The organism is Nocardia sp. CA-129566 (assembly GCF_050956075.1).
Taxonomy (GTDB): Bacteria; Actinomycetota; Actinomycetes; order Mycobacteriales; family Mycobacteriaceae; genus Nocardia.
On record NZ_CP192085.1, the window covers coordinates 1,431,313 to 1,456,383 of the forward strand.

General features: G+C 66.4%; 23 protein-coding genes and 1 tRNA gene. 13 read left to right on the forward strand and 11 right to left on the reverse strand.

All coding sequences use genetic code 11. The features are described from left to right. Positions 1 to 93: 93 nt before the first annotated feature. On the forward strand, positions 94 to 681 hold the full coding sequence (locus tag ACQP0C_RS06520; RefSeq protein WP_433731505.1) for a TetR/AcrR family transcriptional regulator: 588 nt from the start codon (positions 94 to 96) through the stop codon (positions 679 to 681). Between the two features lie 74 nt (positions 682 to 755). Here the strand turns inward: ACQP0C_RS06520 and ACQP0C_RS06525 are convergent, their stop codons facing one another. Both ACQP0C_RS06525 and ACQP0C_RS06530 read right to left on the reverse strand, forming a co-directional pair. After that, entirely contained in the window at positions 756 to 1,673 is a 918-nt protein-coding gene (locus ACQP0C_RS06525; RefSeq protein ID WP_433731507.1) for a ribonuclease Z, read from the reverse strand. Then, on the reverse strand, positions 1,673 to 2,851 hold the full coding sequence (locus ACQP0C_RS06530) for an aminotransferase class V-fold PLP-dependent enzyme (protein ID WP_433731509.1): 1,179 nt from the start codon (positions 2,849 to 2,851) through the stop codon (positions 1,673 to 1,675). Before ACQP0C_RS06530 ends, ACQP0C_RS06525 begins: the two co-directional genes overlap by 1 nt. Positions 2,852 to 3,112: 261 nt before the next feature. On the opposite strand from ACQP0C_RS06530, the gene egtA reads away from it, so the two are divergent. From egtA to egtD, 4 genes are all read left to right on the forward strand, one after another. Next, on the forward strand, positions 3,113 to 4,438 hold the full coding sequence (gene egtA / locus ACQP0C_RS06535) for an ergothioneine biosynthesis glutamate--cysteine ligase EgtA (protein WP_433731511.1): 1,326 nt from the start codon (positions 3,113 to 3,115) through the stop codon (positions 4,436 to 4,438). Between the two features lie 67 nt (positions 4,439 to 4,505). Next, entirely contained in the window at positions 4,506 to 5,846 is a 1,341-nt protein-coding gene (gene egtB, locus ACQP0C_RS06540) for an ergothioneine biosynthesis protein EgtB (protein ID WP_433731513.1), read from the forward strand. A 55-nt stretch (positions 5,847 to 5,901) separates the two neighbouring features. Continuing rightward, complete coding sequence (gene egtC / locus ACQP0C_RS06545) at positions 5,902 to 6,738, forward strand: ergothioneine biosynthesis protein EgtC (RefSeq protein WP_433731515.1); 837 nt, start codon at positions 5,902 to 5,904, stop codon at positions 6,736 to 6,738. Further along, positions 6,735 to 7,706 carry an L-histidine N(alpha)-methyltransferase gene (gene egtD / locus ACQP0C_RS06550; RefSeq protein WP_433731517.1) on the forward strand — a complete coding sequence of 324 codons (972 nt, stop codon included), beginning with the start codon at positions 6,735 to 6,737 and terminating at the stop codon, positions 7,704 to 7,706. Before egtC ends, egtD begins: the two co-directional genes overlap by 4 nt. Here the strand turns inward: egtD and ACQP0C_RS06555 are convergent. The 6 genes from ACQP0C_RS06555 to ACQP0C_RS06580 all read right to left on the reverse strand — a co-directional run bounded on the left by ACQP0C_RS06555 (position 7,703) and on the right by ACQP0C_RS06580 (position 12,451). Continuing rightward, a complete protein-coding gene (locus tag ACQP0C_RS06555) occupies positions 7,703 to 8,353 on the reverse strand; it encodes a DUF2461 domain-containing protein (protein WP_433731519.1) in 651 nt (216 codons plus the stop codon). The genes egtD and ACQP0C_RS06555 overlap by 4 nt on opposite strands. A gap of 47 nt (positions 8,354 to 8,400) precedes the next feature. Then, positions 8,401 to 9,237: a hypothetical protein gene (locus ACQP0C_RS06560; RefSeq protein ID WP_433731521.1), complete on the reverse strand. Its 837-nt coding sequence runs from the start codon at positions 9,235 to 9,237 to the stop codon at positions 8,401 to 8,403. A gap of 50 nt (positions 9,238 to 9,287) precedes the next feature. Next, positions 9,288 to 9,548, reverse strand: coding sequence for a hypothetical protein (locus tag ACQP0C_RS06565; RefSeq protein WP_433731523.1), 261 nt, complete (start codon positions 9,546 to 9,548; stop codon positions 9,288 to 9,290). A 293-nt stretch (positions 9,549 to 9,841) separates the two neighbouring features. After that, on the reverse strand, positions 9,842 to 10,822 hold the full coding sequence (locus ACQP0C_RS06570; RefSeq protein WP_354951356.1) for a ribose-phosphate diphosphokinase: 981 nt from the start codon (positions 10,820 to 10,822) through the stop codon (positions 9,842 to 9,844). Then, the gene (gene glmU / locus ACQP0C_RS06575; RefSeq protein ID WP_433731525.1) at positions 10,819 to 12,309 is read right to left on the reverse strand and encodes a bifunctional UDP-N-acetylglucosamine diphosphorylase/glucosamine-1-phosphate N-acetyltransferase GlmU; all 1,491 of its coding nucleotides are present in this window, start codon (positions 12,307 to 12,309) and stop codon (positions 10,819 to 10,821) included. The genes ACQP0C_RS06570 and glmU overlap by 4 nt, the downstream gene beginning before the upstream one ends. Positions 12,310 to 12,380: 71 nt before the next feature. After that, positions 12,381 to 12,451: transfer RNA gene (locus ACQP0C_RS06580), tRNA-Gln, on the reverse strand. Between the two features lie 311 nt (positions 12,452 to 12,762). Here ACQP0C_RS06580 and ACQP0C_RS06585 point away from each other — a divergent pair. From ACQP0C_RS06585 to ACQP0C_RS06600, 4 genes are all read left to right on the forward strand, one after another. Beyond that, complete coding sequence (locus tag ACQP0C_RS06585) at positions 12,763 to 13,377, forward strand: TetR/AcrR family transcriptional regulator (protein ID WP_433731527.1); 615 nt, start codon at positions 12,763 to 12,765, stop codon at positions 13,375 to 13,377. Positions 13,378 to 13,558: 181 nt separating this feature from the next. After that, positions 13,559 to 14,206, forward strand: coding sequence for a TetR family transcriptional regulator (locus ACQP0C_RS06590; RefSeq protein ID WP_433731529.1), 648 nt, complete (start codon positions 13,559 to 13,561; stop codon positions 14,204 to 14,206). A gap of 235 nt (positions 14,207 to 14,441) precedes the next feature. Then, on the forward strand, positions 14,442 to 17,993 hold the full coding sequence (gene mfd, locus ACQP0C_RS06595) for a transcription-repair coupling factor (protein ID WP_433734454.1): 3,552 nt from the start codon (positions 14,442 to 14,444) through the stop codon (positions 17,991 to 17,993). Further along, positions 17,990 to 18,847, forward strand: a complete 858-nt coding sequence (locus tag ACQP0C_RS06600; protein ID WP_433731531.1) for a MazG family protein — start codon at positions 17,990 to 17,992, stop codon at positions 18,845 to 18,847. The genes mfd and ACQP0C_RS06600 overlap by 4 nt, the downstream gene beginning before the upstream one ends. Before the next feature lie 6 nt (positions 18,848 to 18,853). Here ACQP0C_RS06600 and ACQP0C_RS06605 read toward each other — a convergent pair whose 3' ends face one another. After that, a complete protein-coding gene (locus ACQP0C_RS06605; protein ID WP_433734455.1) occupies positions 18,854 to 19,294 on the reverse strand; it encodes a type II toxin-antitoxin system VapC family toxin in 441 nt (146 codons plus the stop codon). Then, positions 19,266 to 19,520 carry a hypothetical protein gene (locus ACQP0C_RS06610; protein ID WP_433731533.1) on the reverse strand — a complete coding sequence of 85 codons (255 nt, stop codon included), beginning with the start codon at positions 19,518 to 19,520 and terminating at the stop codon, positions 19,266 to 19,268. Before ACQP0C_RS06610 ends, ACQP0C_RS06605 begins: the two co-directional genes overlap by 29 nt. A 185-nt stretch (positions 19,521 to 19,705) precedes the next feature. Between ACQP0C_RS06610 and ACQP0C_RS06615 the strand changes: the two genes are divergently transcribed. Continuing rightward, positions 19,706 to 20,797 carry a glycerol dehydrogenase gene (locus ACQP0C_RS06615; RefSeq protein WP_433731535.1) on the forward strand — a complete coding sequence of 364 codons (1,092 nt, stop codon included), beginning with the start codon at positions 19,706 to 19,708 and terminating at the stop codon, positions 20,795 to 20,797. A gap of 172 nt (positions 20,798 to 20,969) precedes the next feature. Then, a complete protein-coding gene (locus tag ACQP0C_RS06620) occupies positions 20,970 to 21,977 on the forward strand; it encodes a phosphodiesterase (protein ID WP_433731537.1) in 1,008 nt (335 codons plus the stop codon). Here ACQP0C_RS06620 and ACQP0C_RS06625 read toward each other — a convergent pair. Then, complete coding sequence (locus ACQP0C_RS06625; protein ID WP_433734456.1) at positions 21,925 to 23,379, reverse strand: stealth family protein; 1,455 nt, start codon at positions 23,377 to 23,379, stop codon at positions 21,925 to 21,927. The two genes, ACQP0C_RS06620 and ACQP0C_RS06625, sit on opposite strands and share 53 nt — an antisense overlap. A gap of 498 nt (positions 23,380 to 23,877) precedes the next feature. Between ACQP0C_RS06625 and ACQP0C_RS06630 the strand changes: the two genes are divergently transcribed. Both ACQP0C_RS06630 and ACQP0C_RS06635 read left to right on the forward strand, forming a co-directional pair. After that, positions 23,878 to 24,339 carry a flavodoxin domain-containing protein gene (locus ACQP0C_RS06630; protein ID WP_433731539.1) on the forward strand — a complete coding sequence of 154 codons (462 nt, stop codon included), beginning with the start codon at positions 23,878 to 23,880 and terminating at the stop codon, positions 24,337 to 24,339. Positions 24,340 to 24,461: 122 nt separating this feature from the next. After that, entirely contained in the window at positions 24,462 to 24,935 is a 474-nt protein-coding gene (locus tag ACQP0C_RS06635; protein WP_433731541.1) for a pyridoxamine 5'-phosphate oxidase family protein, read from the forward strand. The last annotated feature ends 136 nt before the right edge of the window (positions 24,936 to 25,071 follow it).

Below are 25,071 nucleotides of genomic sequence, written 5' to 3' on the forward strand. Positions count from 1 at the left end.
CCGTAGACACTGTCTACCATGCGAGTGTAGACATTGTCTACTATTGTTGGTAGCGGATGTGACGCAGTCGGGATACCGGTGAGGAGCGATTCGATGGCTGACGTAGACAATGTCTCCATGGTCGGAAATGAGCCCCTGCGGGAACGGTTGGTCGGCGCCGGGGTCGACATGCTCGAAGAGGTGGGCGTCGGGCAGCTCGGTCTGCGGGCGATCACCCGCGCGGCCGGGGTCTCCCATGGTGCGCCCCGCCGTCACTTTCCCACCCACCGTGCGCTGTTGGCCGCCATCGCCGCCCGGGGTTTCGCCGATCTCATCGATCGGTTCGCGAAGGCACGGGAGGGAGCGGCCACGCCGCGCGAGCACATGCAGCGCATGTCGGTGGAGTACGTCGAGTTCGCCGGTGAGCGCCCTGAGATGTTCACCCTGATGTTCCGTCACGACCTGCTCGAGGGGTCCGGCGAGAATCTGCGTTCGATCACCCTGCCGCTGTTCGAGGCCTTCGCCACGCTGGTCGCCGAGGCCACGCCGACCGCCGACGATCCGCGGGCCACCGCGATCGCCCTGTGGACCAATCTGCACGGCATCGCCACCCTCCAGGCCAACCGCAGCCTGCGCCTCGTCATCCCGACAGCCAGCGCCCCCGCCCTCGTCGCCCAGGCCCTCGCGTTGCACCTGACCTGACAGTCGCACCCCGCTCGGGAGCCGAGCCCGCGCACGGCCGGGTGCGACGAATTGCTCCGCCCGTCAGCACAGAGCTAACGGCGTTGGGGGAGTGGAATTCTCGCGAGATCGGTGGCGATGACGATCTCGCCGGTGAAGTATTCCGACGCCTCGTCGAGATGGCCGTCGAGGTCGCGATAGCGCTGCGAGAAGTGGGTGAGCACCAGGGTGCGCACACCCGCCTCGGCGGCCACCCGGGCCGCCTGCCCTGCCGTGAGATGGCCGTATTCCTCGGCGAGATGGGCGTCGGCATCCAGGAACGTCGCCTCGATCACCAGCATGTCCACGCCAGAGGCGAGTGTCTCGACGCCGGGGCACAGTCTGGTATCCATCACGAAGGCCAGGCTCTGGCCCGGTCGCGGCTCGCTGATATCCGCCAGAGTGATTGTGCGCCCGCCGTATTCGATGCTGCCCGCGCGTTGCAACTGCCCGATCGCGGGGCCGTGCAGGCCGAACTCGGTGAGGCGTTCGGGCAGGATGCGCACACCGCTCGGCTCGGTGAGCCGGTAGCCGAAGGCCTCGACCGGATGCGATAGCGCGACCGCTTCGAGGACGAACGGTGCGCCGGGCGCGTCCAACGCACCGGGATCGGCGATCGGATGCGCCCGCAGGTCGATGGTGCGGTAGAACGCGCTGGCATTGCTCAGTCGTTCGAAGAACTGCTCGCCCGAGGCGGGGTAGTACACGTCCACCGGATGGGCGACCTTGTCCAGGTTGATCCGCTGGATGATGCCGGGCAGTCCGAGGCAGTGGTCGCCGTGGAAATGCGTCACCGCGATCCGGGTGATATCGGTGACCGAGACGCCCGCGTAGGTCATCTGGCGCTGGGTGCCCTCGCCCGGATCGAAGAGGATGCCCTCCTCGCCCCAGCGCAGCAGATAGCCATTGTGGCTGCGCTGCTTGGTCGGCACCTGACTCGCGGTGCCGAGGACGACCAGTTCCCTGGGGGACATCACAGCGCCGCGACCGCGGCCACGAACCGGTCCAGTTCCTCGAAGCCGACGAAGCAGTGCGGTGAGGCGCGCACCACCGAATCGAGTCCGCGTGCGGTCATATCGAGCAGGGTGGAGCTGGCGTGGCTGGCCGTCACCGTAATGTTCTGCGCCGCAAGGCGATCGCGAACCGCTACCGCGGAAATTCCATCGACGGTGAAGGATACGATGCCGCTGTGCCGAATGCCGATGTCGCGCACCGTGACTCCGGAGATTTCCGGCAGCGCTTTGCGCAGATGTTCGGCACGGGCCGCGATCGCGGCATAGACATCCTCGGGTCCGAGGTCGAGCAGGTAGCGCACGGCCGCGCCGAGACCGAGTCGGGCGGCGACATCGCATTCCCAGAATTCGAAGCGGCTCGCGTCGGGCAGCATGGTGTACTCGTCGGGGCCGGTCCACTGGGCACTGTGCAGGTCAAGCCGCTGCGGTTCCATCGACGCGGCCAATTCCGGTCGCACATAGAGGAATCCGGTGCCGCGCGGCCCGCGCAGCCATTTGCGGCCGGTGACCGAGAGCGCGTCGACGCCCAATTCCGCCACATCGATCGGCAGCTGTCCGGCCGACTGGCAGGCATCGAGTAGTACGAGCGCGCCGACCGAATGCGCGATCCTGGTGGCCTCGGCGGCCGGGTTGACCAGGCCGCCATTGGTCGGGGCGTGCAGCACCGATACCAGTTTGACGCGTTCGTCGACCAGCTCCGCGAGTGCGTCGAGATCGATCTGACCGCTGCCATCGCTGGGAATCGGCTCGACCACCGCGCCGGTGGCCTTGGCACGTTGCAGGGCGGCGATCGCGTTGCTGGCGTAGTCGGCGCCCGAGATGAGAATGCGGTCGCCGGGCGCGAGCTGGACCGAGTAGAAGAAGTCGGCCCACGCGCGGGTGGCGCTGTCGCTGAGCGCGATGCTGGTCGGATCGGCATTGATGAGCGCACCGATATCGGACTTCACGGCGGCGAGGTCGTCGAGTCGCTCGTTCGCCGCGCGGTAGCCGCCGATTTCGGCCTCGCGCCGCAGATGGCCGATGACGGTATCGAGCACGATCCGCGGCGGCAGCGACGAACCCGCGCTATCGAGGAAGACCAGGTCGGATCCGGACTCGTAGCCCGGGGTATCGGCACGTACGCGATTCTCGTCCAGCATGTCGACGACAGTATCGCCGAAACCGGCCCGTCGCGCCGTCGCTCGGCGTCGGCGCAGCTCGACGGCCGGGCCACGCGTGCTGGCCGGGCGTGACCACGAATTCAGATTCTCGTCACATCTTTTGTCGGTGCCCCTCGTTACCCTGGGTTGGGTCGGCGCACTGGAATACGACGAGCAATCGCGGCGATACAGAACTACCGAGACAACTACCGGCAGACGAACCCCGACGACGGGTATCCGGTTCACATGGTGGAGGTTGGTATGGCGGTTACGCTCGAGCACCCGGAGCGGGTCATCGCGCTGGAGCACGGTGAACTGTCCTCACGTGCCGCGGCCGAGGCCTATATCGAAAAGATCTGTTTCAAGTTGGGACCACCGACGCTCATCGGCGCCGAACTGGAATGGCTCACCGTGCAGGGTGAGTGTTCGCCGTCCGGCCCATTGGCCGCCCCCCGCCCGCAGCTGACTGCACTCGCAGATGCACTCGGACCCTACGCACCGCGGTCCATCGCCCCCGATTCACCGGCACTCTCACTGCCCGGGGGCAGCCGGGTCACCATCGAACCCGGCGGTCAGATCGAACTCTCCAGCGCCCCGTTCGCCGCTGCTTCGCAGCTGTGCGAGGGATTGACCGCTGATGCCAGGATGCTGCGGGATCTGCTCGAATCCCGATCCATCCGCACCGTCTCCGCCGCCGCCGATGCGGACCGCCGGCCCAAGCGGGTATTGCGGTTACCGCGCTATCGCGCCATGGAAGAGTCCTTCGGCGGCATCGGCCCCTTCGGCAAATTGATGATGTGCAATACGGCCGCCACCCAGGTCAGCGTCGATGCCGGCGCCGATCGCGCGGAGGTCACCGCTCGATGGAACGCGCTCTACATCATCGGTCCCGCGCTGGTCGCTGCCTTTGCCTGCTCGCCGGAACTGCGCGGTGCGCCCGTTGGCGCGTGGGCATCCCAGCGCATGCGCACCTGGTTGCGGCTCGACTATGCCCGCACCCGTCCGGCGGCGGAGTCCTGGCCGGATCCGGTCGTGGGCTATGCGCGCTGGGCCCTGGATGTCCCGCTGCTGTGCGTTCGTCGCCCCGATGGCGTGGACGACGGCGAGACCGGCTGGGCCGCGCCACCGGGCGCGACCTTCGCGGACTGGCTGTCCGGTGCGCTGGACGACGAGATCGGACGCCGTCCCGACTTCGGCGATCTCGACTACCACCTGACCACGCTGTTCCCGCCGGTGCGCGCCTCGGGACATCTGGAGATCCGCTACCTGGACGCCCAGCCGGACAACGACTGGACCGTCCCGATCCACGTATTCGACGCCCTGCTGTCGTCCCCTGCTGTCGTCGCTGAGGCGAGCGCGGTCGCAGCGCCGATCGCGGGCCGCTGGCTCGACGCGGCCCGCTGTGGGCTGGCCGATCCGGAGATCCGGGCGGTAGCGGTGGAGCTGCTGACGCTGGCCGCCGCCCATGCGGCGAGTCCGGCGGCCGCCCGCGAGATCGAGTCCGCGGCCGAGCGATGTCGCAGCGGTCGCACCCCGACCGCAGAACTCGCTTCGCAGCCCGCGCATCAGCAGCAGGACCGCCCGTGACCGGGGCATCGCGGCTCAGACCGCCGCTTCCAGTCGCTGACAAGAACGAGTTCCGGAGATGTTCATCGTGACCATTCACTACCCCGCAACAGATAATTCCGGCACCGAACGTTTGCGTGACCGGATCGCCGAGGTGCTCACCCGCGCACGGGACCGCACCGTCGGACTCACGAATCTCGACGAGGCGGAACTGGTCGCACAGCATTCGCGACTCATGAGCCCGCTCGTCTGGGACCTCGCCCATATCGGCAACCAGGAAGAGCTGTGGCTGGTACGCGATGTCGGCGGGCGCGAAGCGGTGCGCGCCGATATCGATGAGATCTACGACGCGTTCAAACACGCCCGCGTCAATCGTCCCGAGCTGCCGCTGCTCAACCCGACCCAGGCCCGCGGCTATGTCGGCACCGTGCGCGACAAGGTCTTGGATGTCCTGGACACCAGCGCTTTACGCGGTGATCCGCTGGTCGACGGCGGATTCGCCTTCGGGATGATCGCCCAGCACGAGCAGCAGCACGACGAAACCATGCTGGCGACCCACCAGTTGCGCACCGGCCCCGCCGTACTGTCCGCACCCGCCGCGCCGACGGCGCCGAATCCGGTCGGTGGCGAAGTCATCATTCCCGCAGGCGAATTCACCATGGGCACCTCGACCGACCCGTGGGCACTGGACAATGAGCGCCCGGCGCATCCGGTGCACGTGCCCGCCTTCGCCATCGACACCGCGCCCATCACCAATGCGCAGTACCTGGCCTTCATCGCCGATGGCGGCTATGACCGGCCGGAACTGTGGTCCGAACGCGGCTGGGCGCACCGGCAGCAGGCGGACCTGATCGCGCCGCAGTTCTGGGAGCGCGATCCGGCCGGGCACTGGTGGCGTCGGGTATTCGGCGTGATGACCCCGGTGCGTCCGCAGCAGCCGGTGCTGCACGTCTGCTGGTTCGAGGCCGAGGCCTACGCCACCTGGGCGGGCAAGCGCCTGCCCACCGAGGCGGAATGGGAGAAGGCGGCCCGCTTCGATCCGGAGACCGGAACGTCGCGCCGATACCCATGGGGTGATACCGAACCGGACGAGGCCACCGCGAATCTCGGTCAGCGCCATCTGGAACCGGCCGATGTCGGTGCGTACCCGGCGGGTGCCTCCCCAGCCGGAGTGCACCAGCTCATCGGTGACGTATGGGAATGGACCGCATCGGGTTTCGAGGCCTATCCGGGCTTCCGTGCGTTCCCCTACGCCGAATACTCCGATGTCTTCTTCGGCGGTGACTACCGGGTCCTGCGCGGCGGCTCCTTCGGCACCGATCCGGTCGCCTGCCGCGGCACCTTCCGCAATTGGGACCATCCCATCCGCCGCCAGATCTTCTCCGGTTTCCGCCTGGCTCGCGATCTGCGAAAAGGCGAGGGCGAGTGAGGGTATCGGCACTCGAGTTCCGCGGCCGACAGATGACCACGGGAGGTGGGTGCTGATGTGCCGACAGCTCGGTTACGTCGGTCCTGCGGTGCACGTCGGCGACATGCTGACGCTCGGCTCGCATTCCCTGCGGACTCAGGCGTGGGCACCCAAGGATATGCGCGGCGGCGGCACGATCAATGCCGACGGGTTCGGTGTGGCCTGGTGGCGGGCGGTCGCTGACTCGGTGACCGTCAGCCGGTATCGCAATCCGGCGCCCATCTGGACCGACCCGGCGGTGGAAGAGGTGCTGCCGCAATTGGAATCGTGGGCGGTGCTGGCCGCGGTGCGTTCGGCCACCGTGGGTATGCCGGTCGAGCGGAGCGCCTGTGCGCCGTTCACGCACGGCCGATGGGCGTTCAGCCATAACGGCGTGGTACCGGACTGGCGCCGGGCCCTCAGCGCGGTTGCCGAGGAATTCGGCTCCACCGCATCCGAACTCGGCGCGGGTCAGCTCTTCGAGCCGGTGCAGTTGCTGGAGGCCGAATCCGCGACCGATTCGGCGACCCTCTGGATAATTCTGCGCGGCCTGCTGTCCACCGACTCGCCCGATGGTTCATGGGCGGCGGCACCGGCGGCATTGAGTCTGCTCGTGGCCGCGGTATTGGACCGATCGCCGGACGCCAGACTGAATTTGCTGCTCGGTGATGGTCAGCAGCTGTGGGCGACCACCGTGTACCACTCGCTGTCGGCCTTGGTCACCGACGATTTCGCCATTCTCTCCTCCGAACCCTTCGACGACGATCCACGCTGGCAGTCGATTCCGGATCGGCAGCTGGTCAGCGCCCGCCCCGGCGCGCTGACGGTGGCACCCCTGCTCGCTGTCCCAAGCACGAAAGGCTCATTCCCATGACCGCACCGACGCTGGAGATCCACCTATCCGATGACGACCTCACCTCGGCATTGCGCGCGGATGCCAGGCTCGGCCTGACCGCGGACCCGAAGTGGCTGCCGCCCAAGTGGTTCTACGACGCCCGCGGCAGCGAACTGTTCGAGCAGATCACCGAACTCCCCGAGTATTACCCGACCCGGACCGAACGCGCGCTGCTGGAGCGGGTGGTCGGCGAGATCGCCCGCACCGCGCAGGCCGAGGTCCTGGTCGAACTCGGCTCGGGTTCGGCGGCCAAGACCAGGCTGTTGCTTTCCGCGCTCACCTCCGAGGGGCCGCTGAAAACCTATGTTCCGCAGGATGTCTCGTCCTCGGCGCTGCGGGCCGCCGCGGCCGAGATCGCGGCCGAGTTTCCCGGTCTCGCGGTGCACGGCGTGGTCAGCGATTTCACCGACACCCTGCACAATCTGCCGGGCGGCGGCCGCCGCATGATCGCCTTCCTCGGCGGCACCATCGGCAATCTGGTCCCGGCCGAGCGCGCCGAATTCCTGTCCAGCATCTACGACGTGCTGGAGCCGGGCGAGCGATTGCTGCTCGGCGCTGGCCTGGTCATCGATCCCGCCGTACTGGTACCGGCCTATGACGATGCGGCCGGTGTCACCGCCGAGTTCAACCGAAATGTGCTGCATGTCCTGAACAATCGGCTCGACGCCGATTTCGAGCCCGATAAGTTCGCCCACGTCGCCATCTGGGATGCCGAGCACGAGTGGATCGAAATGCGCTTGGAGGCATCCGAAGATATGACCGTGACCGTCCGGGACCTGGATCTCACCGTCCAGTTCGCCCGCGGCGAGCAGATGCGCACCGAGATCTCGGCCAAGTTCCGCATCGACGGACTCGATGCCGAACTGGCCGCCGCCGGTTTCAAGACCGAACAGGTCTGGACCGACCCGGATGACCGCTTCGCCCTGGTGCTCGCGGCACGCAGCTAGAACCGGTCGGGCGCGCCGCCGACCACCGCGCCCAGCCATTCGATGAAGGGCCGCATCGTCTCCCAGGCGGTGCGGACCTCCTTGGCGGCACGGGGCTTGTCCAGCCAGGCCGGTGCGCCGAATTCCCTACTGCAGGTGAGCGATTTGTGCCGCAGCAGATCGATGCGCGGATGGTCGGCGTCGTAGCCCTTCGGCTTGGTCTTCAGCTGCTCGCCGCCGATGGTGAACTTCGCCTTGGTGAGCTTCGCCAGGATCGCCTCCAGCTCCGCACCACGCACCTCGTCATCGATGGTGGCGCGCAACTGGGCGATCTGGGCGGGGGAGCCCGCATAGAATCCGCCGCCGACGAACAGTCCGGCCGCGCTGATCTGCACATACCAGCCGGTACCCGGTGCGACGCTGACGACCGCGCCCTGGGCCGTCTTATAGGGCACCTTGTCCTTGGCGAAACGCACGTCTCGGTACGGCCGGAAGATCTTGGCGGTGCCGAAGTCCGCCTCCAACTCCGCGGTCAGCGCGACCATCGGCGCCTTGACCGCCTCCTCGTAGACATCCTTGTGCGCGGTCCAGAAGGCCTTCGAGTTATCGGCCTCCAGATCCTCGTAGAAGTCCAGGCCCGCGAGCGGGAATCCACCGAATCGACTCATGGGGACAACGCTACGACCCGCGTCCGACACAATGCGACGGTGGCCGGTCAGTCGGAGTCGGGGATCATGCTGCCGCTGAAGACGACGTAGCTGACGATGAGTCCGACGATCAGGGATATCGCCGATGCGATGGCGGCCCATTTGCCGAGGGATTCGCCCTTTCTGTGGCCGATGACGCCGAGAATGATGCCCGCCGGACCGAACAGGTACGGGCAGAACAGCAACGAGATGCCCGCGCAGACGAAGCCGATGATCGACAGGGTCTGACCGTCGGACCGCGCGCTCTCCTTGCGGTACGGCTGATAGGGCTGCTGGGGGTAGGCGGGATAGCCGCCGTAGGGGGATTCGGGCGCGGTGTCACTGATCGGCGGATAGACGGTGCCCGGTGGATACGGCTGCTGGTCGTATGGTGCTCCGGGCGCGGTGCCCCCCGGTTCCGGTGATGTCGGCGATTGGTTCGGTGCGCCCGTGCTGTCCGAGGGTTGGGCCTGCTGAGCACTCTGCCCCAACTGTTGGCGGGTGGGATCCGCTGTATCCGCGGGGCCTGATGGCTGAGGCTGCGAGCGATCACCGGCCTCCGCGCTCGACGGCTGCGGTTGCGTCACTAGATCGGGTGCGGTCTCGGCGGCCGCGCGCCGCTGAGCCGGTGTCTGTGCGTCCGGTCCCTCGCTCTCCGGTTGGGCCGCGAAACCCGGTGCGTCGGATTGGGGCGGAAGCGGTGCGGCGGGCTCGACATGCGGTGACTCCCACGGTCCGTTGGCCGCTGGTGTCGCCCGATCTGTGCCGGCGGACTCGAGCGGCTCGGGTTCACCGGACGCGGATTTGTGGTCGTCCGATTGCTCGGGCGACGCATCGCCGCGTTCGGGATCCTGCGGAGTGGTCATCGAACTCTCCTCATGTCGGCGGCTGCGCGGTGCCACGCCGGGGCGGTGCGCTACAGATCGATGTCGCGGATGATCTCGATCGCTGCTGCCTCGGCGGGCCGTTCGTCCTCCTCGGCGAGTTCGGCGGCCTGCTGCTGCGCGCTCCACTCCTGTTCGAGTTCTTCGCCGATGCCGAGCCAGCCGTCATCTTCGTTCTCACGATAGCGAATGTGCAGGTCATCGGGCGGATCCTCGATATTGCGCCGATACGCGCGGATATCGTCTTCCTGCCTGTCGTCCCCCATATCCAGGTCGAGTGGGTCGCGGTCCATACCCCCAGTATCCCCCGTGACCTGGGTGATAAAAGGGATCCGATGGTTGCGAGCGGCGATCGGCAAACGCTCCGAGGAACCCGACAAAGGCGATGACCAGGATGAGCGCGATCGCCAGCGCCGCACCATTGGCGATAGCCGCCCATTTACCGACGAATTCGCCTTGCCCGTGGGTACCACGCCGAAGCGGCCCGACGATCAGAATCCCGCACCGCGAGTGGTTGCCCCCGGCTCGCGCAGACAAAAAAGTCGCGGCCCGGACGTCAGTCCGAGCCGCGACGAAGTATGCGACGCTACGCGTTGCCGTTGAAAAGTCCGGTGACCGAACCGTTCTCGAAGACCTCGCGGATAGTGCGCGCCAGCAGCGGCGCGATCGACAGCACGGTCAGCTGCGGGAACTTCTTCTCCTCGCTGATCGGCAGCGTATTGGTGACCACGACCTCCTTGGCGCCACAGCTGGCCAGGCGCTCGGCGGCCGGATCGCTGAGCACACCGTGTGTCGCGGCGATGACCACGTCACCGGCACCGGCCGCCTTGAGCACGTTGACCGCGCCCGCGATGGTGCCACCGGTGTCGATCATGTCGTCGATCAGGATGCAGGTGCGGCCCTCCACCTCACCGACCACGCGATTGGCCTTGATCTGGTTGGGCACCAGCGGGTCGCGGGTCTTGTGGATGAACGCCAGGGGCGAGCCGCCCAGCGAGTCGGCCCACTTCTCCGCGACGCGCACGCGACCGGAGTCGGGGGAGACCACGGTGATGTGCTCGAGGCTGTAGTTGTTGCGCACGTATTCGGCCAGCTGCAGCTGGGCGTGCATGTGATCGACCGGGCCGTCGAAGAAGCCCTGGATCTGATCGGTGTGCAGGTCGACGGTAATGATGCGGTCCGCGCCGGCGGTCTTCAGCAGATCGGCGACGAGGCGGGCGGAGATGGGCTCGCGGCCGCGGTGCTTCTTGTCCTGGCGTGCGTACGGGTAGAACGGCAGCACCGCGGTGATGCGCTTGGCCGAACCGCGCTTGAGCGCGTCGATCATGATGAGCTGTTCCATCAGCCACTGGTTCAGTGGTGCCGGAAAGCTCTGCAGCACAAAGGCATCCGAGCCGCGGACGGATTCCTCGAAGCGGACGAAGATCTCGCCGTTGGCGAAGTCGCGCGCGGTCTGCGGAGTGACGTGGACGTCGAGTTCCTTGGCGACCTGCTCGGCCAGCTCAGGATGAGCGCGTCCCGAGAAGAGCATCAGGTTCTTCTGGTTGTCGATCCATGACGCGGTCACTGCTGTTTGCCATCCTTTTGCTCGATTGCCTGACCCGACATCTCTTTGGCCGCGATGGCTTCCGCCGCCGCGCGCGCCGCGTCCGTCCCTGGACGGTGTCGCTGCACCCAGCCCTCAATGTTTTTCTGCGGTCCGCCCGACACCGCCAGAGCCCCCGGCGGAACGCTTCTACGCAGCACAGTACCCGCCGCCGTATACGCGCCGTCACCCACGGTCACCGGTGCGACGAACATGGTGTCGCTGCCGGTCCGCACATGCGAGCCGACAACCGTGTGATGTTTTTTAACACCGTCGTAATTGACGAAGACGCTCGAGGCACCGATGTTGCTGTGCTCGCCGATGGTGGCATCGCCGACATAAGTGAGGTGCGGCACTTTCGAGTGCGCGCCGATCGAGGCGTTCTTCGTTTCGACGAATGCGCCGAGCTTTCCGGAATCGCCGACCACGGTGCCCGGACGCAGATAGCTGAACGGCCCGATATTCGCGCCGGGACCGATCACGGCCTGATCACCGTGGGTGCGAACAACGTGCGCGCCGTCGCCGACGACCACATCGGTGAGCGTGGAATCCGGTCCGATGACCGCGTCCTCGCCGATTACCGTGCCGCCGAGCAATTGCACACCCGGCCGGATTTCGGCGTCCCTGGCGATCTTCACGCTCGCGTCCACCCAGGTGGTCGCGGGATCGATAATGGTGACCCCGGCGCGCATATGCCGTTCCAGGATGTAGCGGTTGAGGGTGCGCGCCGCCTCCGACATCTGCACCCGGTCGTTGACGCCGGTGACCTTGGCCGCGTCCAGCAGCCGGGCGCCGTGCACCGGATGTCCGGCCTCGCGGGCCAGCCGCAGCACGTCGGTCAGGTACAGCTCGTGCTGGGCATTGGCGGTGGACAGGCGTCCGATCATGGTGCGCAGCACCGCCGCGTCGAAGGCGTAGACACCCGAGTTGACCTCGGTGATCGCCGACTGCTCGGGGGTGGCGTCGGCGTGTTCGACGATCTCGATGACCTGGCCCTTGGCATTGCGGACGATGCGGCCGTAGCCGTTCGGGTCGTCCGGTACGAAGGTCAGCACCGTGACCGCGGAGCGTTCTGGATAACTGCGGTGCTCGTCGAGCAGCGCGGACAGGGTGTGCCCATCCAGCAGCGGCACGTCGGCGGAGGTGACCAGCAGGTCACCGGTGAAATCCGCCGGAACCGACGCCAGCGCGCACTGCACCGCGTGGCCGGTACCGAGCTGTTCTTCCTGGATGGCGGTGGTGATGTCGCGGCCCAGTTCGGCGGCGACGTCGGCGACCGCTGCGCCGACTTGTTCCCGGTCGTGCCCCACCACGGTAATGAGGAACGCGGGGTCGATCTCGTTGGCCGCATGCAGCGCGTGCGCGAGCATGCTTCGACCGGCCAGCGAATGCAGCACTTTAGGAGTCTTCGACCGCATTCGCGTCCCGGCACCGGCTGCGAGAACGACGACGGCGGTCTGCTGTGGCATGGATCTCCCTCGGCTGCCTGTCATCGTGCCAGTGATGTGCGCGGCCAACGATAAGCCATCGTGCCGATGTGCTCCGCCGCCAGGACTCGAACCTGAACTATCTGAACCAAAATCAGAGGTGCTGCCATTACACTACGGCGGATTGTCACACCGGCGGATCTTGCGGAACCCGCCGCTGCGCCAGCGGCACGGCATGAATCCTCGCATGCGGACCGCCGATTCGTCGAACTCCCGGGTGGAATTGGGTCCGTGCGCCACTGATAACGTCTGGGACGGTGCCGACTGATTTCGCACGTACATGGGTAACTCGTCGGGGACGCCCAGAACCCGGCCTCGTACGCGACCTTCGGCCCGCAGCGAAAGCCTGGTTGCGCTCGACGACCGGCAAGAGACGCGGAGAGGCGGAGGAGCACGGTGTCTTCGGGTGAGCCGCCCAAGGTGTCCCGACCGCGGATGACGGGAACGCAGCGGCGCCAGCAGTTGATCGAGATCGGTCGCGCGTTGTTCGCCGAGCGGGGGTACGACGCGACATCGATCGAGGAGATCGCGCAGCGGGCCCAGGTCTCCAAACCCGTGGTGTACGAACATTTCGGTGGCAAAGAGGGGCTCTACGCGGTGGTCGTCGACCGCGAGATGTCGATGTTGCTGGATATGATCACCTCCTCGCTGACCCAGAATCGGTCCCGGATCCGGCTCGAACAGGTCGCGCTCGCGCTGCTGACCTATATCGAGGAACGCACCGACGGATTCCGAATCCTGGTGCGCGGCCAGCCTGCAGCCACCGCCGAGGGGCGCTACTCGAGTCTGCTCAATGAGGCCACCAATCAGGTCGCGCATATCCTCGGCGGGGATTTCGAGCGCCGCGGATTCGATACCAGTCTGACCGGTCTGTACGCGCAGGCACTGGTCGGCATGGTGTCGACCGCCGCGACCTGGTGGTTGGACGAGCGCAAACCGTCGAAAGAGGTTGTGGCGGCACATCTGGTCAACCTGTGCTGGAACGGGCTCAGTCATTTGGAAGCCCATCCGCAGCTCAGCTCGGAATGGCGCGCCGGTACGGGAGACTGACCGCATTGGTAGCCAGTGAATTGCGCAGTATGCCCGTCCGAATGCTCGAATTCGCTGGCGGGCGCCCACCTGGTGGTACGGTTCACCCATCCTCTGGGTGCTGTTCGGGCGGTAAGTCGGTCTACTTCGGGATGTCGGTCTACTTCAGGATGGCTGGTTTTAGGGATGACAGGCGGATCTGATGGCTAGGCAAGCGCGCGCGGAGATCACCCGCGATTCCGTCCTTGCGGGTGCTGCCGATGTCTTTCTGCGCTTGGGATATGCGAATGCGAGCCTGAGCGAGATCATCGCGCAGTCGAACGTGACCAAGGGCGCCTTGTACTTTCACTTCGGTTCGAAGGAAGAACTGGCGCGCGCCGTGGTCGACCAGGGCAATGAGCGCCTGGTCAGTTCCTGCCAGGGCTTCTTCGATCCGAGAGTGCCCGCACTCGAGGCATGTATCGGGATCACCTATGTCGTCGCCGACCTATCCATGAACGATCCGATGGTCGGCGCGATGCTCAAGCTGACCCATCAGATCGGCGACTATCGCGGCGCCCAGGGCGACAATATCGCCAAGACCTGGGGCGATACCTACCGAGTTCTGTCCGAGCGGGCCATTGCCCAGGGCGATCTGGAGGCCGACCTGGACGCCGAGGTGATCGGCCTGCTGCTCCAGGAGATGACCGCGGGCGTGCACATCACCGCGGTCGGCACCGATTCCATGGATCAGATGGCGACCCGAATGGAACGGGCCTGGTACTTTCTGCTGCCCTCGATCGTGCCGCAGGAGAAGCTCTCCTACTTCCGCGAATTCGCCGCCCGTCGCCTGCGCCGCTACGTCCCGTAGGTCGGTCCGCACGGTCCACGCGACGACGGTGTCACCGTGCATTGGTAGGTTGTCCGGTGCCGACGACACTGACGTGCCACCCACGACCGGCAAGAGGCTCGGGGAGGCGGGGGAGCAGTGATGATTAGACTCGGTTGGCCATCCGGAAAACCAACCTGAGCTCAGGGAGTGTTCGATGCCCACCCACCGTCCACCTCTCGCGGGACTGGCCGCGGTGGCCGGGGCCGATTCCGCCATGCGAACCGTCGCTGACCTGGTCGGCAAGTCGCCGGTCGAGTTGGTCGGCCCGTCGGCGGTGCGACCGTTCGTCGCGGCGACCATCGCGGCGCAGCGGCCGCTGGTGGTGGTGACGGCGACCGGGCGAGAGGCCGATGATCTGACGGTCGAACTCGAGGAGATATTCGGCGCGGCGGTCGCGCAGTTCCCGTCCTGGGAGACGCTGCCGCATGAACGGCTGTCGCCGGGTGCGGACACCGTGGGACGCAGGCTGCAGGTTTTGCGGCGGCTCGCGCATCCCGCGGATTCGGTGTTCCCGGTTGCGCTGCGCGTCGTGGTGACCACCGTTCGTTCCCTGATGCAGCCGATGGCGGCGGGCCTCGGCGATATCGAGCCCATCGTGCTGCGCGTCGGCGCCGAATTCGATTTCGACGAATTGCTCATGCGCCTGGTCGAATTCGCCTATACCCGGGTCGACATGGTCGGCAAGCGCGGTGAGTTCGCCGTGCGCGGCGGCATCCTCGACATCTTCCCGCCGACCGCGGATCACCCGGTGCGCGTGGAGTTCTGGGGCGATGAGGTGACCGAGCTGCGGCCCTTCGCGGTGGCCGACCAGCGGTCGCTGACCGATGTGACGGCGGATGTGGTCGTAGCGCCGCCGTGTCGAGAACTGTTGCTCACCCCGGCCGTGCGCGAGCGCGCCGCCGAGGTCGCGGCGGCGAATGCCGCCGATGCCGCGCTGGTCGAGATGTTGGAGAAGCTGGCCCAGGGCATTCCGGTCGAGGGTATGGAGGCGCTGCTCCCGGTGCTCCAGCCCGGCGAATTGCGGCTGCTCACCGAGGTTTTGCCGGACGGCACCCAGGTGCTGCTGTGCGATCCGGAAAAGATCCGCACGCGCGCGGCGGATTTGGTGCGTACCGGCGAGGAATTCCTGGAGGCCTCCTGGACCGCCGCTTCCTTCGGTGGCGCGGCTCCACTCGGCGGACACGGGCTCGATCTGGCCGCTTCCGGCTACCGCGCGCTGCCCGAAATCCATGACAGCGCAAACCAGCACGGCCTGCCCTGGTGGAGTCTGAGCCCGCTGACATCCGGCGATCCCGCCGAGGTGGTATTGCCGGTGCAGGCCGGTCCGGCGGCGCGCGGTTCCGATGAACTGGTGGCGACGATCTTCGCGTCACTGCGCGCGCATGTGCTCACCGGCGGACGCGCGGTGGTGGTCGTCGCGGGTCACGGTACGGCGCAACGCATTCTGGAACGGCTCGCCGATGCCGAGGTGCCCGCCGCCGCATTGGCGGCCGCAGCCGAGCCGACGCCCGGACTGGTCGGTGTGCTGTGTGGTTCGCTGCACGACGGGTTGATCTTCGACGACGCCGGGCTGGTCGTGGTCGCCGAATCCGACCTCACCGGCAACCGGGTCACCGCACCGGCGGAGGGAAAGCGACTTCCGGCCAAGCGCCGCAACCAGGTCGACCCGCTGGCGCTGAGCGCGGGCGATATGGTCGTGCACGATCAGCACGGCATCGGCCGGTTCGTGGAGATGATCGAGCGCACCGTCGGCGGGGCCCGGCGCGAATACCTCGTCATCGAATACGCACCCGGCAAACGCGGCCAGCCCGGCGACCGCCTGTTCGTGCCGATGGAATCGCTCGATCAACTCTCGCGCTATGTGGGCGGCGAGATGCCGAGCCTGTCCAAACTCGGCGGCTCCGACTGGGCGAATACCAAACGCAAGGCGCGCAAGGCGGTTCGCGAGATCGCCGGTGAACTGGTGCAGCTGTACGCGGCGCGCCAGGCCGCGCCGGGGCATGCGTTCGGTCCGGACAGTCCGTGGCAGAAGGAGATGGAGGACGCGTTCGCGTTCACCGAAACCGTCGACCAGATGACCGCCATCGCCGAGGTGAAATCGGATATGGAGAAGGCGGTCCCGATGGACCGCGTGGTCTGCGGTGATGTCGGCTACGGCAAGACCGAAATCGCGGTGCGCGCCGCGTTCAAGGCGGTGCAGGACGGTAAGCAGGTCGTCGTGCTGGTGCCGACAACCCTACTGGCGCAGCAGCATTTGCAGACCTTCACCGAACGCGTCGCCGGATTCCCGGTGACCGTGAAGGGACTGTCGCGCTTTACCGATCCGGCCGAATCCCGTGCGGTGCTGGAGGGGATGGCGGAGGGCTCCGTCGATATCGTGGTCGGCACCCACCGCCTGCTGCAGACCGGCTTGCGGTGGAAGGATCTCGGCCTGGTCGTCGTCGACGAGGAACAGCGCTTCGGTGTCGAGCACAAGGAGCACATCAAGGCGCTGCGCACCCACGTGGACGTGCTGACCATGTCGGCCACCCCGATTCCGCGCACCCTGGAGATGAGTCTGGCCGGCATCCGCGAGATGTCGACCATTCTTACCCCGCCGGAGGAGCGTCATCCGGTGCTCACCTACGTCGGCGGCTACAACGACAAGCAGGTCACCGCGGCCATTCGGCGCGAACTGCTGCGCGATGGCCAGGTCTTCTATGTGCACAATCGGGTGTCTTCGATCGACAAGGCGGCCAAGCGGATTCGGGATCTGGTGCCCGAGGCGCGGGTGGTGGTCGCGCACGGCCAGATGAACGAGGACATGCTCGAACAGACCGTGCAGGGTTTCTGGGAGCGTGAATTCGATGTGCTGGTCTGCACGACCATTATCGAAACCGGTCTCGATATCTCGAATGCGAATACCTTGATCGTGGAACGTGCCGACGCCCTCGGTCTTTCGCAGCTGCACCAGTTGCGTGGCCGGGTCGGCCGCAGCCGGGAGCGCGGGTACGCGTATTTCCTCTACCCGCCGGAGAAGCCGCTCACCGAGACGGCCTACGACCGGCTCGCCACCATTTCACAGAACTCCGATCTCGGTGCGGGTATGGCCGTTGCCATGAAGGACCTCGAAATTCGCGGTGCCGGAAATGTGCTCGGCGCGGAGCAGTCCGGTCACGTGGCCGGTGTCGGGTTCGATCTGTACGTGCGACTGGTCGGTGAGGCGGTGGAGGCGTATCGCGCCGCCGCTGATGGCAAGCCGATCACCACCGAGGAGGTCAAGGAGGTGCGCATCGACCTCCCGGTGGACGCGCATATTCCGCCCGACTACATCACCAGCGACCGGCTTCGCCTGGAGGCCTATCGGAAGCTGGCCGCCGCACAAGATCATCCGGCGCTGGAGTCGGTTGTCGAGGAGCTCGTTGACCGCTACGGACCGCTGCCGGTCGAGGTCGGCAGGCTGGTCTCGGTGGCGAAGCTGCGGCTGCTCGCCCGGGAGTACGAGGTCACCGAAATCGCGGTCACCGGAACCACATTGAAGGTTTCGCCGCTGAGTCTGCCCGATTCCAGGCAGATGCGTTTGAAGCGTCTGTATCCCAGTGCGGGCTATCGCGCCGCCAGCGGTGTCGTGCAGTTGCCGCTGCCCCGGGTGCAGGACAGTGTCGGTGCGGACCGGGTCCGCGATCTGGTGCTGCTGCAATTCGTGGCCGACCTGCTGCTCCAGTTGGACGGAAAGCCGAAGGGCTTCGTCGAACTCCGGGTTGCCACCGAGGCCGCGGCTCGATGAGTTCGGATCGTGATGAGGCCGTGCTGCGGGCCGCCCGACATGCCGCCGCGGCGGGTAAGGCGAACGGCGTCGATCACCGGGAGTCCAACGGCAACGGTCCCACCGACGCCGACTCCGGACGAACCGACAACGGGGGCCGGGACGCAGGATCGGCCTCCGATGAATCCGGCCGCACCGATGCCGCTGTGGTGGCGGCCGGTCTGGCCGGAGCCGTCGAGGTCATGGACCGCCTGTGGAAGTTCGGCGGCTGGGAGGTAACCCAGACCCACGACTCGCTGCGCCCCTACCTGCTCGAGGAAACCTACGAACTCCTCGACGCCATCCAGCACAACGATGCCGAAACCATCAAGGAGGAACTCGGCGACCTGCTGCTGCAGGTCTTGTTCCACTCCCGAATCGCCCAGGCCGCAGGCGAATTCACCGTCGACGATGTCGCCGCGGCGCTTGTCGCCAAACTCGTCAACCGCAGCCCCCACCTCGCCGACGAGCCCATCGATCCGGCGGCTACCGTCGCCGAAAAGATCGCCGCCCAGGAAAAGGCCTGGGACGAACGCAAATCCGCCGAAAAGTCCCGCCGCTCCTGCCTCGACGGCATAGCCATGGCCCAACCCGCCCTCGCCCTCGCCGAAAAGATCCGCTCCCGCAGCCTCAAGGCGGGCCTGCCCGAAGACCTCATCCCCGCCGAACTGCGCGTCATCCACCTCGGCGGCACGGACAGCGCCGAAGAACGCCTCCGCAAGGCAACGCTGACCTTCGCCTCCGAAATCCGCGCGGCGGAAGATGCCGCCGAGGCCGCGCGGGGCGAACGTGCCCCGCTGTCAGCCGATGATTGGTACAAATACTGGCTGCGGTAGCGCGACCTAGACTCTGGGAAACAGGTTGAACGCCTTCGCATGTTGGGGCCTGACCGCTCGGAAATGTGCCACATCCAGCCTCGCGACGTCGACTGCCCCCAAGCGCTCGGCTATCGCGACCACAGATGCGTCGACGGCCCCCAACGGAAAGTCGGCATATTTGAGAATCAGCTCATGAACCCGGCGCAGATCGGCATGAGTCAAAGGCTCTAGCACGAGGTCGTCATCGAGCAGCGCCGCGATGAATAGCGCTTCTGAGTGAGTTCCGCTGCGCTGCTCGAGCAAGTAGCAGACCTCGGTCAAGACCGGAGCAGGGACGATGAGTGGGCCTGCGGCTGTCTGCAGCAGCTCGGCGCATTCTGCGTGACGGTTGTCACGTGTATTGATCGCGGCGACGATTGTCCAGTGTCGAGGATGATCACTCGCCGCCCAAGCCCTTCCGCACAGACTGTGCGGACTGCTCGGCTAGATCGGGCTCAGCATCGAGTGTGCCGATGAACCCCAGTGACCGACGGCGAGGCTGCTCACCGGGGTGATCGGCGGGTTGTGTCGGAGGGGCGACCGGTGTCAGCTCGGGATCCTCGGTCACCAGTAGCCGCAATCGGCGCACCTGAGCAGGCGACATCCGATCCACCAGACGATGGACCTCTTCGTAATCGTGGGCTGCGGTCACCCCGCCAGTCTATCGAGTAGGGAACTGCAGCGAGCCCTTTCCCCATGGCGCCGATTCCGCGTGGCTCAACCGGGGCCGGTCGGGATGTGAGGCGCGTAGCGTTGCGATATCAGAACGGCTGTCGGGCAGCGGTGGTGCGCGTGATTCGGCGCTACTGGTGGGTGTCCGGGATCAGGAGATGGCAGATGCTGAGCGTGTTCTCTTCGCCGGGGCATTACGTACAGGGGCGGGATGCTACTGCGGTGCTAGGGGCGGAGATGACACGGTTGGGGATCGGGGGGCCGGTGACGATTGTGGCGGGGGGTAGTGCGTATCGGTTGTTGGCCGATACCTGGCGGGAGTCGCTTACCGAGGCGAAGATCGAGTATTCGGTGCATCGGTCCGGGGGTGAGTGCAGTCGGGCGGAGATCGCGCGGGTGACCGCGGCGGTGCAGGACAGTGGGAGCACCGTGGTGTTGGGGGCGGGGGGCGGCAAGGTGCTCGATACGGCGCGGGCGGTGGCCGATGATCTGGATCTGCCGATGATCAGCTGTCCGACGGCGGCGTCCAGTGATGCGCCGTGCAGTGCATTGTCGGTGATCTACACCGACAGTGGGGAATTCGAGGCTTATCAGTTGGTGCGGCGGAATCCGGCGATGGTGCTGGTGGATACCTCCGCCATTGCGCAGGCTCCGGCTCGGCTGCTCACTGCGGGGATGGGTGATGCGCTGGCGACTTGGTTCGAGGCGCGGACCTGCAGTGCCGCACGGGTGCGGAATATGCGCGGCGGTGCCTCCACCCGCAGCGCCACCGCATTGGCCGAACTCTGCTACCGCACCCTGCTCGCCGACGGATCCCAAGCCCTGACCGCGGTCCGCAACCACACCGTCACTGCGGCACTCGAGCGCATAGTCGAGGCGAATACCCTGCTCTCCGGCATCGGCTTCGAATCCTGCGGCCTCGCCGCCGCCCACGCCATCCACAATGGCCTCACCGCCGCCCCACAAACCCACCCCTACCTACACGGCGAAAAGGTCGCCTTCGGCGTACTCACCCAACTGGTACTGGAAGGCGCACCCGCCGCAGAGATTTCAACGGTCCTCGAATTCTGCACAACGGTCGGCCTGCCGACCACCTTCGCCGCACTCGGCCTGGCCGACGCCGATCCCCGCATCCTGACCGCGATCGCCGAACGCGCCATCGCCCCCGGCGAAACCATCCACAACGAGCCCTTCACCGTCGACGCACCAATGGTCCTCGACGCCCTGCGCACCGCCGACGCCCTCGGCACGCGCTGAGATCGCCACCCTCCTTCGGATGCGAGCCATTGTGCGGGATCGGAATACGCTGGCGTGCCGCAGGTTGCTCTGGGGATGCCATAGGGTGATCGACACCGAACTCTCATCTACCCGCAAGCATGTTGTCACCGTGCGTCGGGAAGCCTGTCAATAGGTCTTCGCTATCCTGGCGATGGAACCCGAAGCCAATGGCGGGCAAATCCGCCGGGGAAGGACGTTCGGTTCGGTGCCCATCAGCAGAGTCGCGGAGCACCCGCGACCGAATCACGTGCTGTTCCATTTCAGCGATACCCATTTGATCGGCGGCGACGGCGCGCTCTATGGCGATGTGGACGCCGATCAGCGATTGCGACAGTTGCTCGACCAGGCTGCGGCCAGCCGGATCCGGCCCACCGCGCTGGTATTCACCGGTGACCTCACCGATCAGGGCGAACCGGACGCCTACGCGAAGTTGCGCGCCATGGTCGAGCCTTTCGCGCGCCAATTGCGCGCGCCCATCGTGTGGGTCACCGGCAATCATGACGATCGCGGTGAGCTGCGCCGGACCCTGCTCGGTGAGCACCCGTCGACGAAGCCACTGGACCGGGTGCACATGATCGACGGTCTGCGGATCATCGCCTTGGACACCACCGTTCCCGGCCACCACTATGGCGAGATCCGCGACGAGCAGTTGGCCTGGCTGCGCTCGGTGCTGGCCGAACCCGCCCCGTTCGGCACGATCCTGGCCATGCACCACCCACCGGTGCCCTGCGTGCTCGACCTCGCGGTGACCGTGGAATTACGTGATCAGCGCAGGCTGGCCGATGTGCTCGACGGCAGCGATGTGCGCGCGATTCTGGCTGGGCACCTGCACTTTTCGACCAGCGCCACCTTCGCGGGCATTCCGGTTTCGGTGGCCTCGGCGACCTGCTACAGCCAGGATCTGGCCGTCGCCGAGGGCGGCCTGCGCGGCCGCGACGGCGCGCAGGCCTTCAACTACGTGCACATCTACCCGGACACCATCGTCCACTCGGTGGTCCCGATCGATCGCGGCCCGACCGTCGGCTCCCCGGCCACCCGGGAGGAGGCGGCGCGCAAGCTGGCCGAGGAGGGCATCGTGATCCCGCCCGCCGCCCGCATTCCACGAGTTATCCGGCGCCCGGAGCAGAGTCCGGAATCTGATGACGAGGCCGTGCACTGACCCGTTCCCATGGCGCGCGGTTCGGGAAGTAGCCGGACAGGAACTCTGAGACCGCGCGCACCCGGTCCGCCTCGGCGACCTCGGGGAAGCTGCCGTCATTGAGGCAGAAGAAGTCGACGTCGCGTTGTTCGGCGAGTCCGGCGAGCAGCGCGAGCCCGCGTTGGCTGGTGGTGTCGACATAGCGCATCCGCACCATCTCCTGGGGCACGGCCCGTCCGGTCAGCATCGCGTAATAGTGATACAGCGAGTTGGTCACCGAGATATCGGTGGCCGCCCGGAATCTGCTGGCCCGCGTACGCGCGAAATCGGCCGCGAATTCCTGCTCCATCTCGAGTAATACGCTGCGTCGCAATGGAACCGGGGTGTGCTCCAGATGCCGGGTGATGACATGTCCGAACCGCCCGGCCAGCACTTCCCGATTCACCCGCGCGGCATTCTCGAAACCGCTGCGCCGCTCGTTATTTCGGCCCGGCCCGATCCGGGTACCCGCCTCGACGAACCGGCTCACCCCGGCGGGGCTGAAGAACGTAGACGGGCGCACCGGCCGCGCGAAGAACATATCGTCGTTGGAATACAGGAAGTGCTCGCTGAGTCCATCGATATGCTGCAGTTGGCATTCCACCGCATGGGAATTGAAGGTTGGCAGCCCGCTGGTATCGCTGAAGTGATCGACTGCGCGCACCACCGTCACCCGCGGATGCTCGTCGAGCCAGTGCGGCACCGGCGAGTCGGTGGCGATGAAGACCCGGCGGATCCACGGCGCGTTCTTGTATACCGAGCGCAGGGCGTACTTCAGTTCATCGATCTGGCGGATTCTGGCATCGGCGTCATCGCCCTCGCCGACCACCACCTGGGCCAGCATTCCCGCACGGCGGGTGCGGAATTCGGGATCGGAGCCGTCCACCCAGGAGAACACCAGATCGATATCGAATCCGACATCGGTCGGCTGCGGCGCGAACATATCGGTCAGCGTCGGCCAATGGCGATCGAACAGCCGGATTTCCGTGCGCTCGACATCGGCGAGATCGAAGACATTGCGGGTGAAGGCGTTCGGGCGCGGGCATTCGACGGTGTCGCCGTGGTATTCCCACAGCTCGAGATCCACGTAATGCGCCGGATCGGCGTCGCGACTGAATCGGAGAACGTTGTGCAGCACTTCATTACAGGCGAAACCCGTGGCGATCGCGGCGGCGGTTACCCGGCGCACCATCGCCCGGTGCGCCGCATCCGCCGCTAATGCGAGCCGATGTTCGCTATCGCGGATGAGCAGGAACGGCACCTCCGCGGCCGCCAACTCGCCCCGCAGATATCCCAGGTCGTCCAGCATCGCGGGCGAGACGACGAGATTGCCCGCCGTCGGCCATGCGACCATATCGACCGCTCCGGAATCCATTGCCCCCATATCAACCATGTGTCTGCTCCGCGTCCGAATTTGTGTCGAATGTCCCGTGGTACCGCGCAACAACCCGGGCAGTGCTCCGGGCGGCGCCATCGACGCCGTCCTCGGATGCCGCGCCCGGCGCGGCCGAATTCAGAAGTTCGGGACCAGGCCGTAGTGCAGGAACGAAGTGATCAGCCGAGTCTCAGACGATCGGTACACCATGTCGTTCTCACCTCACTCACGGCCGGACGCCATCGCGTCTTTGTGGGGAGTGCTGTCGGTTCGGGCACGGCACAGCGGCCGAGCGTGATCGGAAACAGCACGCCGGGCCGGACAGTCATTGGCCGACGGATGGAGAAGTCCCTGATGAACAGGGTGCTGTCAGAAATGATGCATCGACCGTGTCGACCCGTCAATCCGGACGCGAGGGCTGGTGTCCCGGACGGCCTGCTGGGTACGATTGTCCCGATGAAATTAGGGTAGCCTTACCGTATAATCCCCCGAGGAAGGAGCGCGGAAGTGCGGGTGGTCATTCTGTTCGGTTCGGAGATGGGCACGGCCGAGGCCGCCGCGGAGTGCGTGGCGGGTGAGCTGGCGGCTGCCCACGACGTCTCGGTCCACGATATGACCGACTTCGATATCGACGATCTGGACATCGGTGACTTCCACGTCGTCATCTGCTCGACCTATGGCGACGGCGACTTGCCGACCGGCGCCGAACCCTTCTTCGACGCGCTCGCGGCCCGCAAGCCGGACCTCACGGGACTGAAGTTCGCGGTCTTCGGCCTCGGCGACTCGGTCTACGGCGACACCTTCAATCGCGGCGGTGAGATCGCCGCCGAACTGCTCACGGCCCGCGGAGCCGCCCAGATCGGCGCGCACGGTCGACATGACGCGTCATCGGAGATTCGCGTCAGGGATATGGCCCGTGACTGGGCCAAGGCCCTGCCCATCTCCAGCGCCGCCGCACTGGTGTCCTGAGAGGTGCCTGAGAGCACTTCGGACAAAGGTCGCAGCGCCAGCGGACAAGGGACACAGCACCTTAGACTTGCAACCGACGCGGCACAGCCCGCCGCGTTGCCGCGATCCATGAGGTGACGAAGATGGCAGCCGGAGCCAGCCCTGTGCAACGTCAAGACCACTCGACCGATCATCCTGAACTGGACGTGCTCCCGGAATGGCCCCAGGAGACGATCGCGGTGTTGGTCACCACCGATCCAGCGCCACATGCGATCCCGGTCTCCTGGCCGGTGCGCGCGGGTGACCGGCGGATTCTGATCAGCCTCAAATTCGATCGCGGTTCGCTGGCCCGGTTGCGGGAGCGGCCCGATGTCGCCCTGCTGATTCTCGGCGGCGGCAACGTCGCGCTGTGCGCGCGGGGTCGGGCGCAGGTCATCGCCGAGGAAATGCCCGGCGCGACAGACTATGTGGCGGTGCGGATCGATGTCGAGGTGATCGACGATCACCGGCAGTCGGCATTCGCGGTGGCGAACGGTATCGAGCGCACCGTGCTCGATGCGAGCGAACTGCATGCGCTCGAAGGGCGCGTGCGGACGCTGCGTGCGTGGGCTGATTAGCAACCGCTCGCGGGTCGCTCGAAAAGGTGCCGCTGGCGACTGCTCATAGTCATTCGACCAGGCCGCTGACGACTGCTTGCAGGTCGCTCGAAAGGATCGGCCGACCAGAACTGAACCGGCGCAACATGTCCGGGAC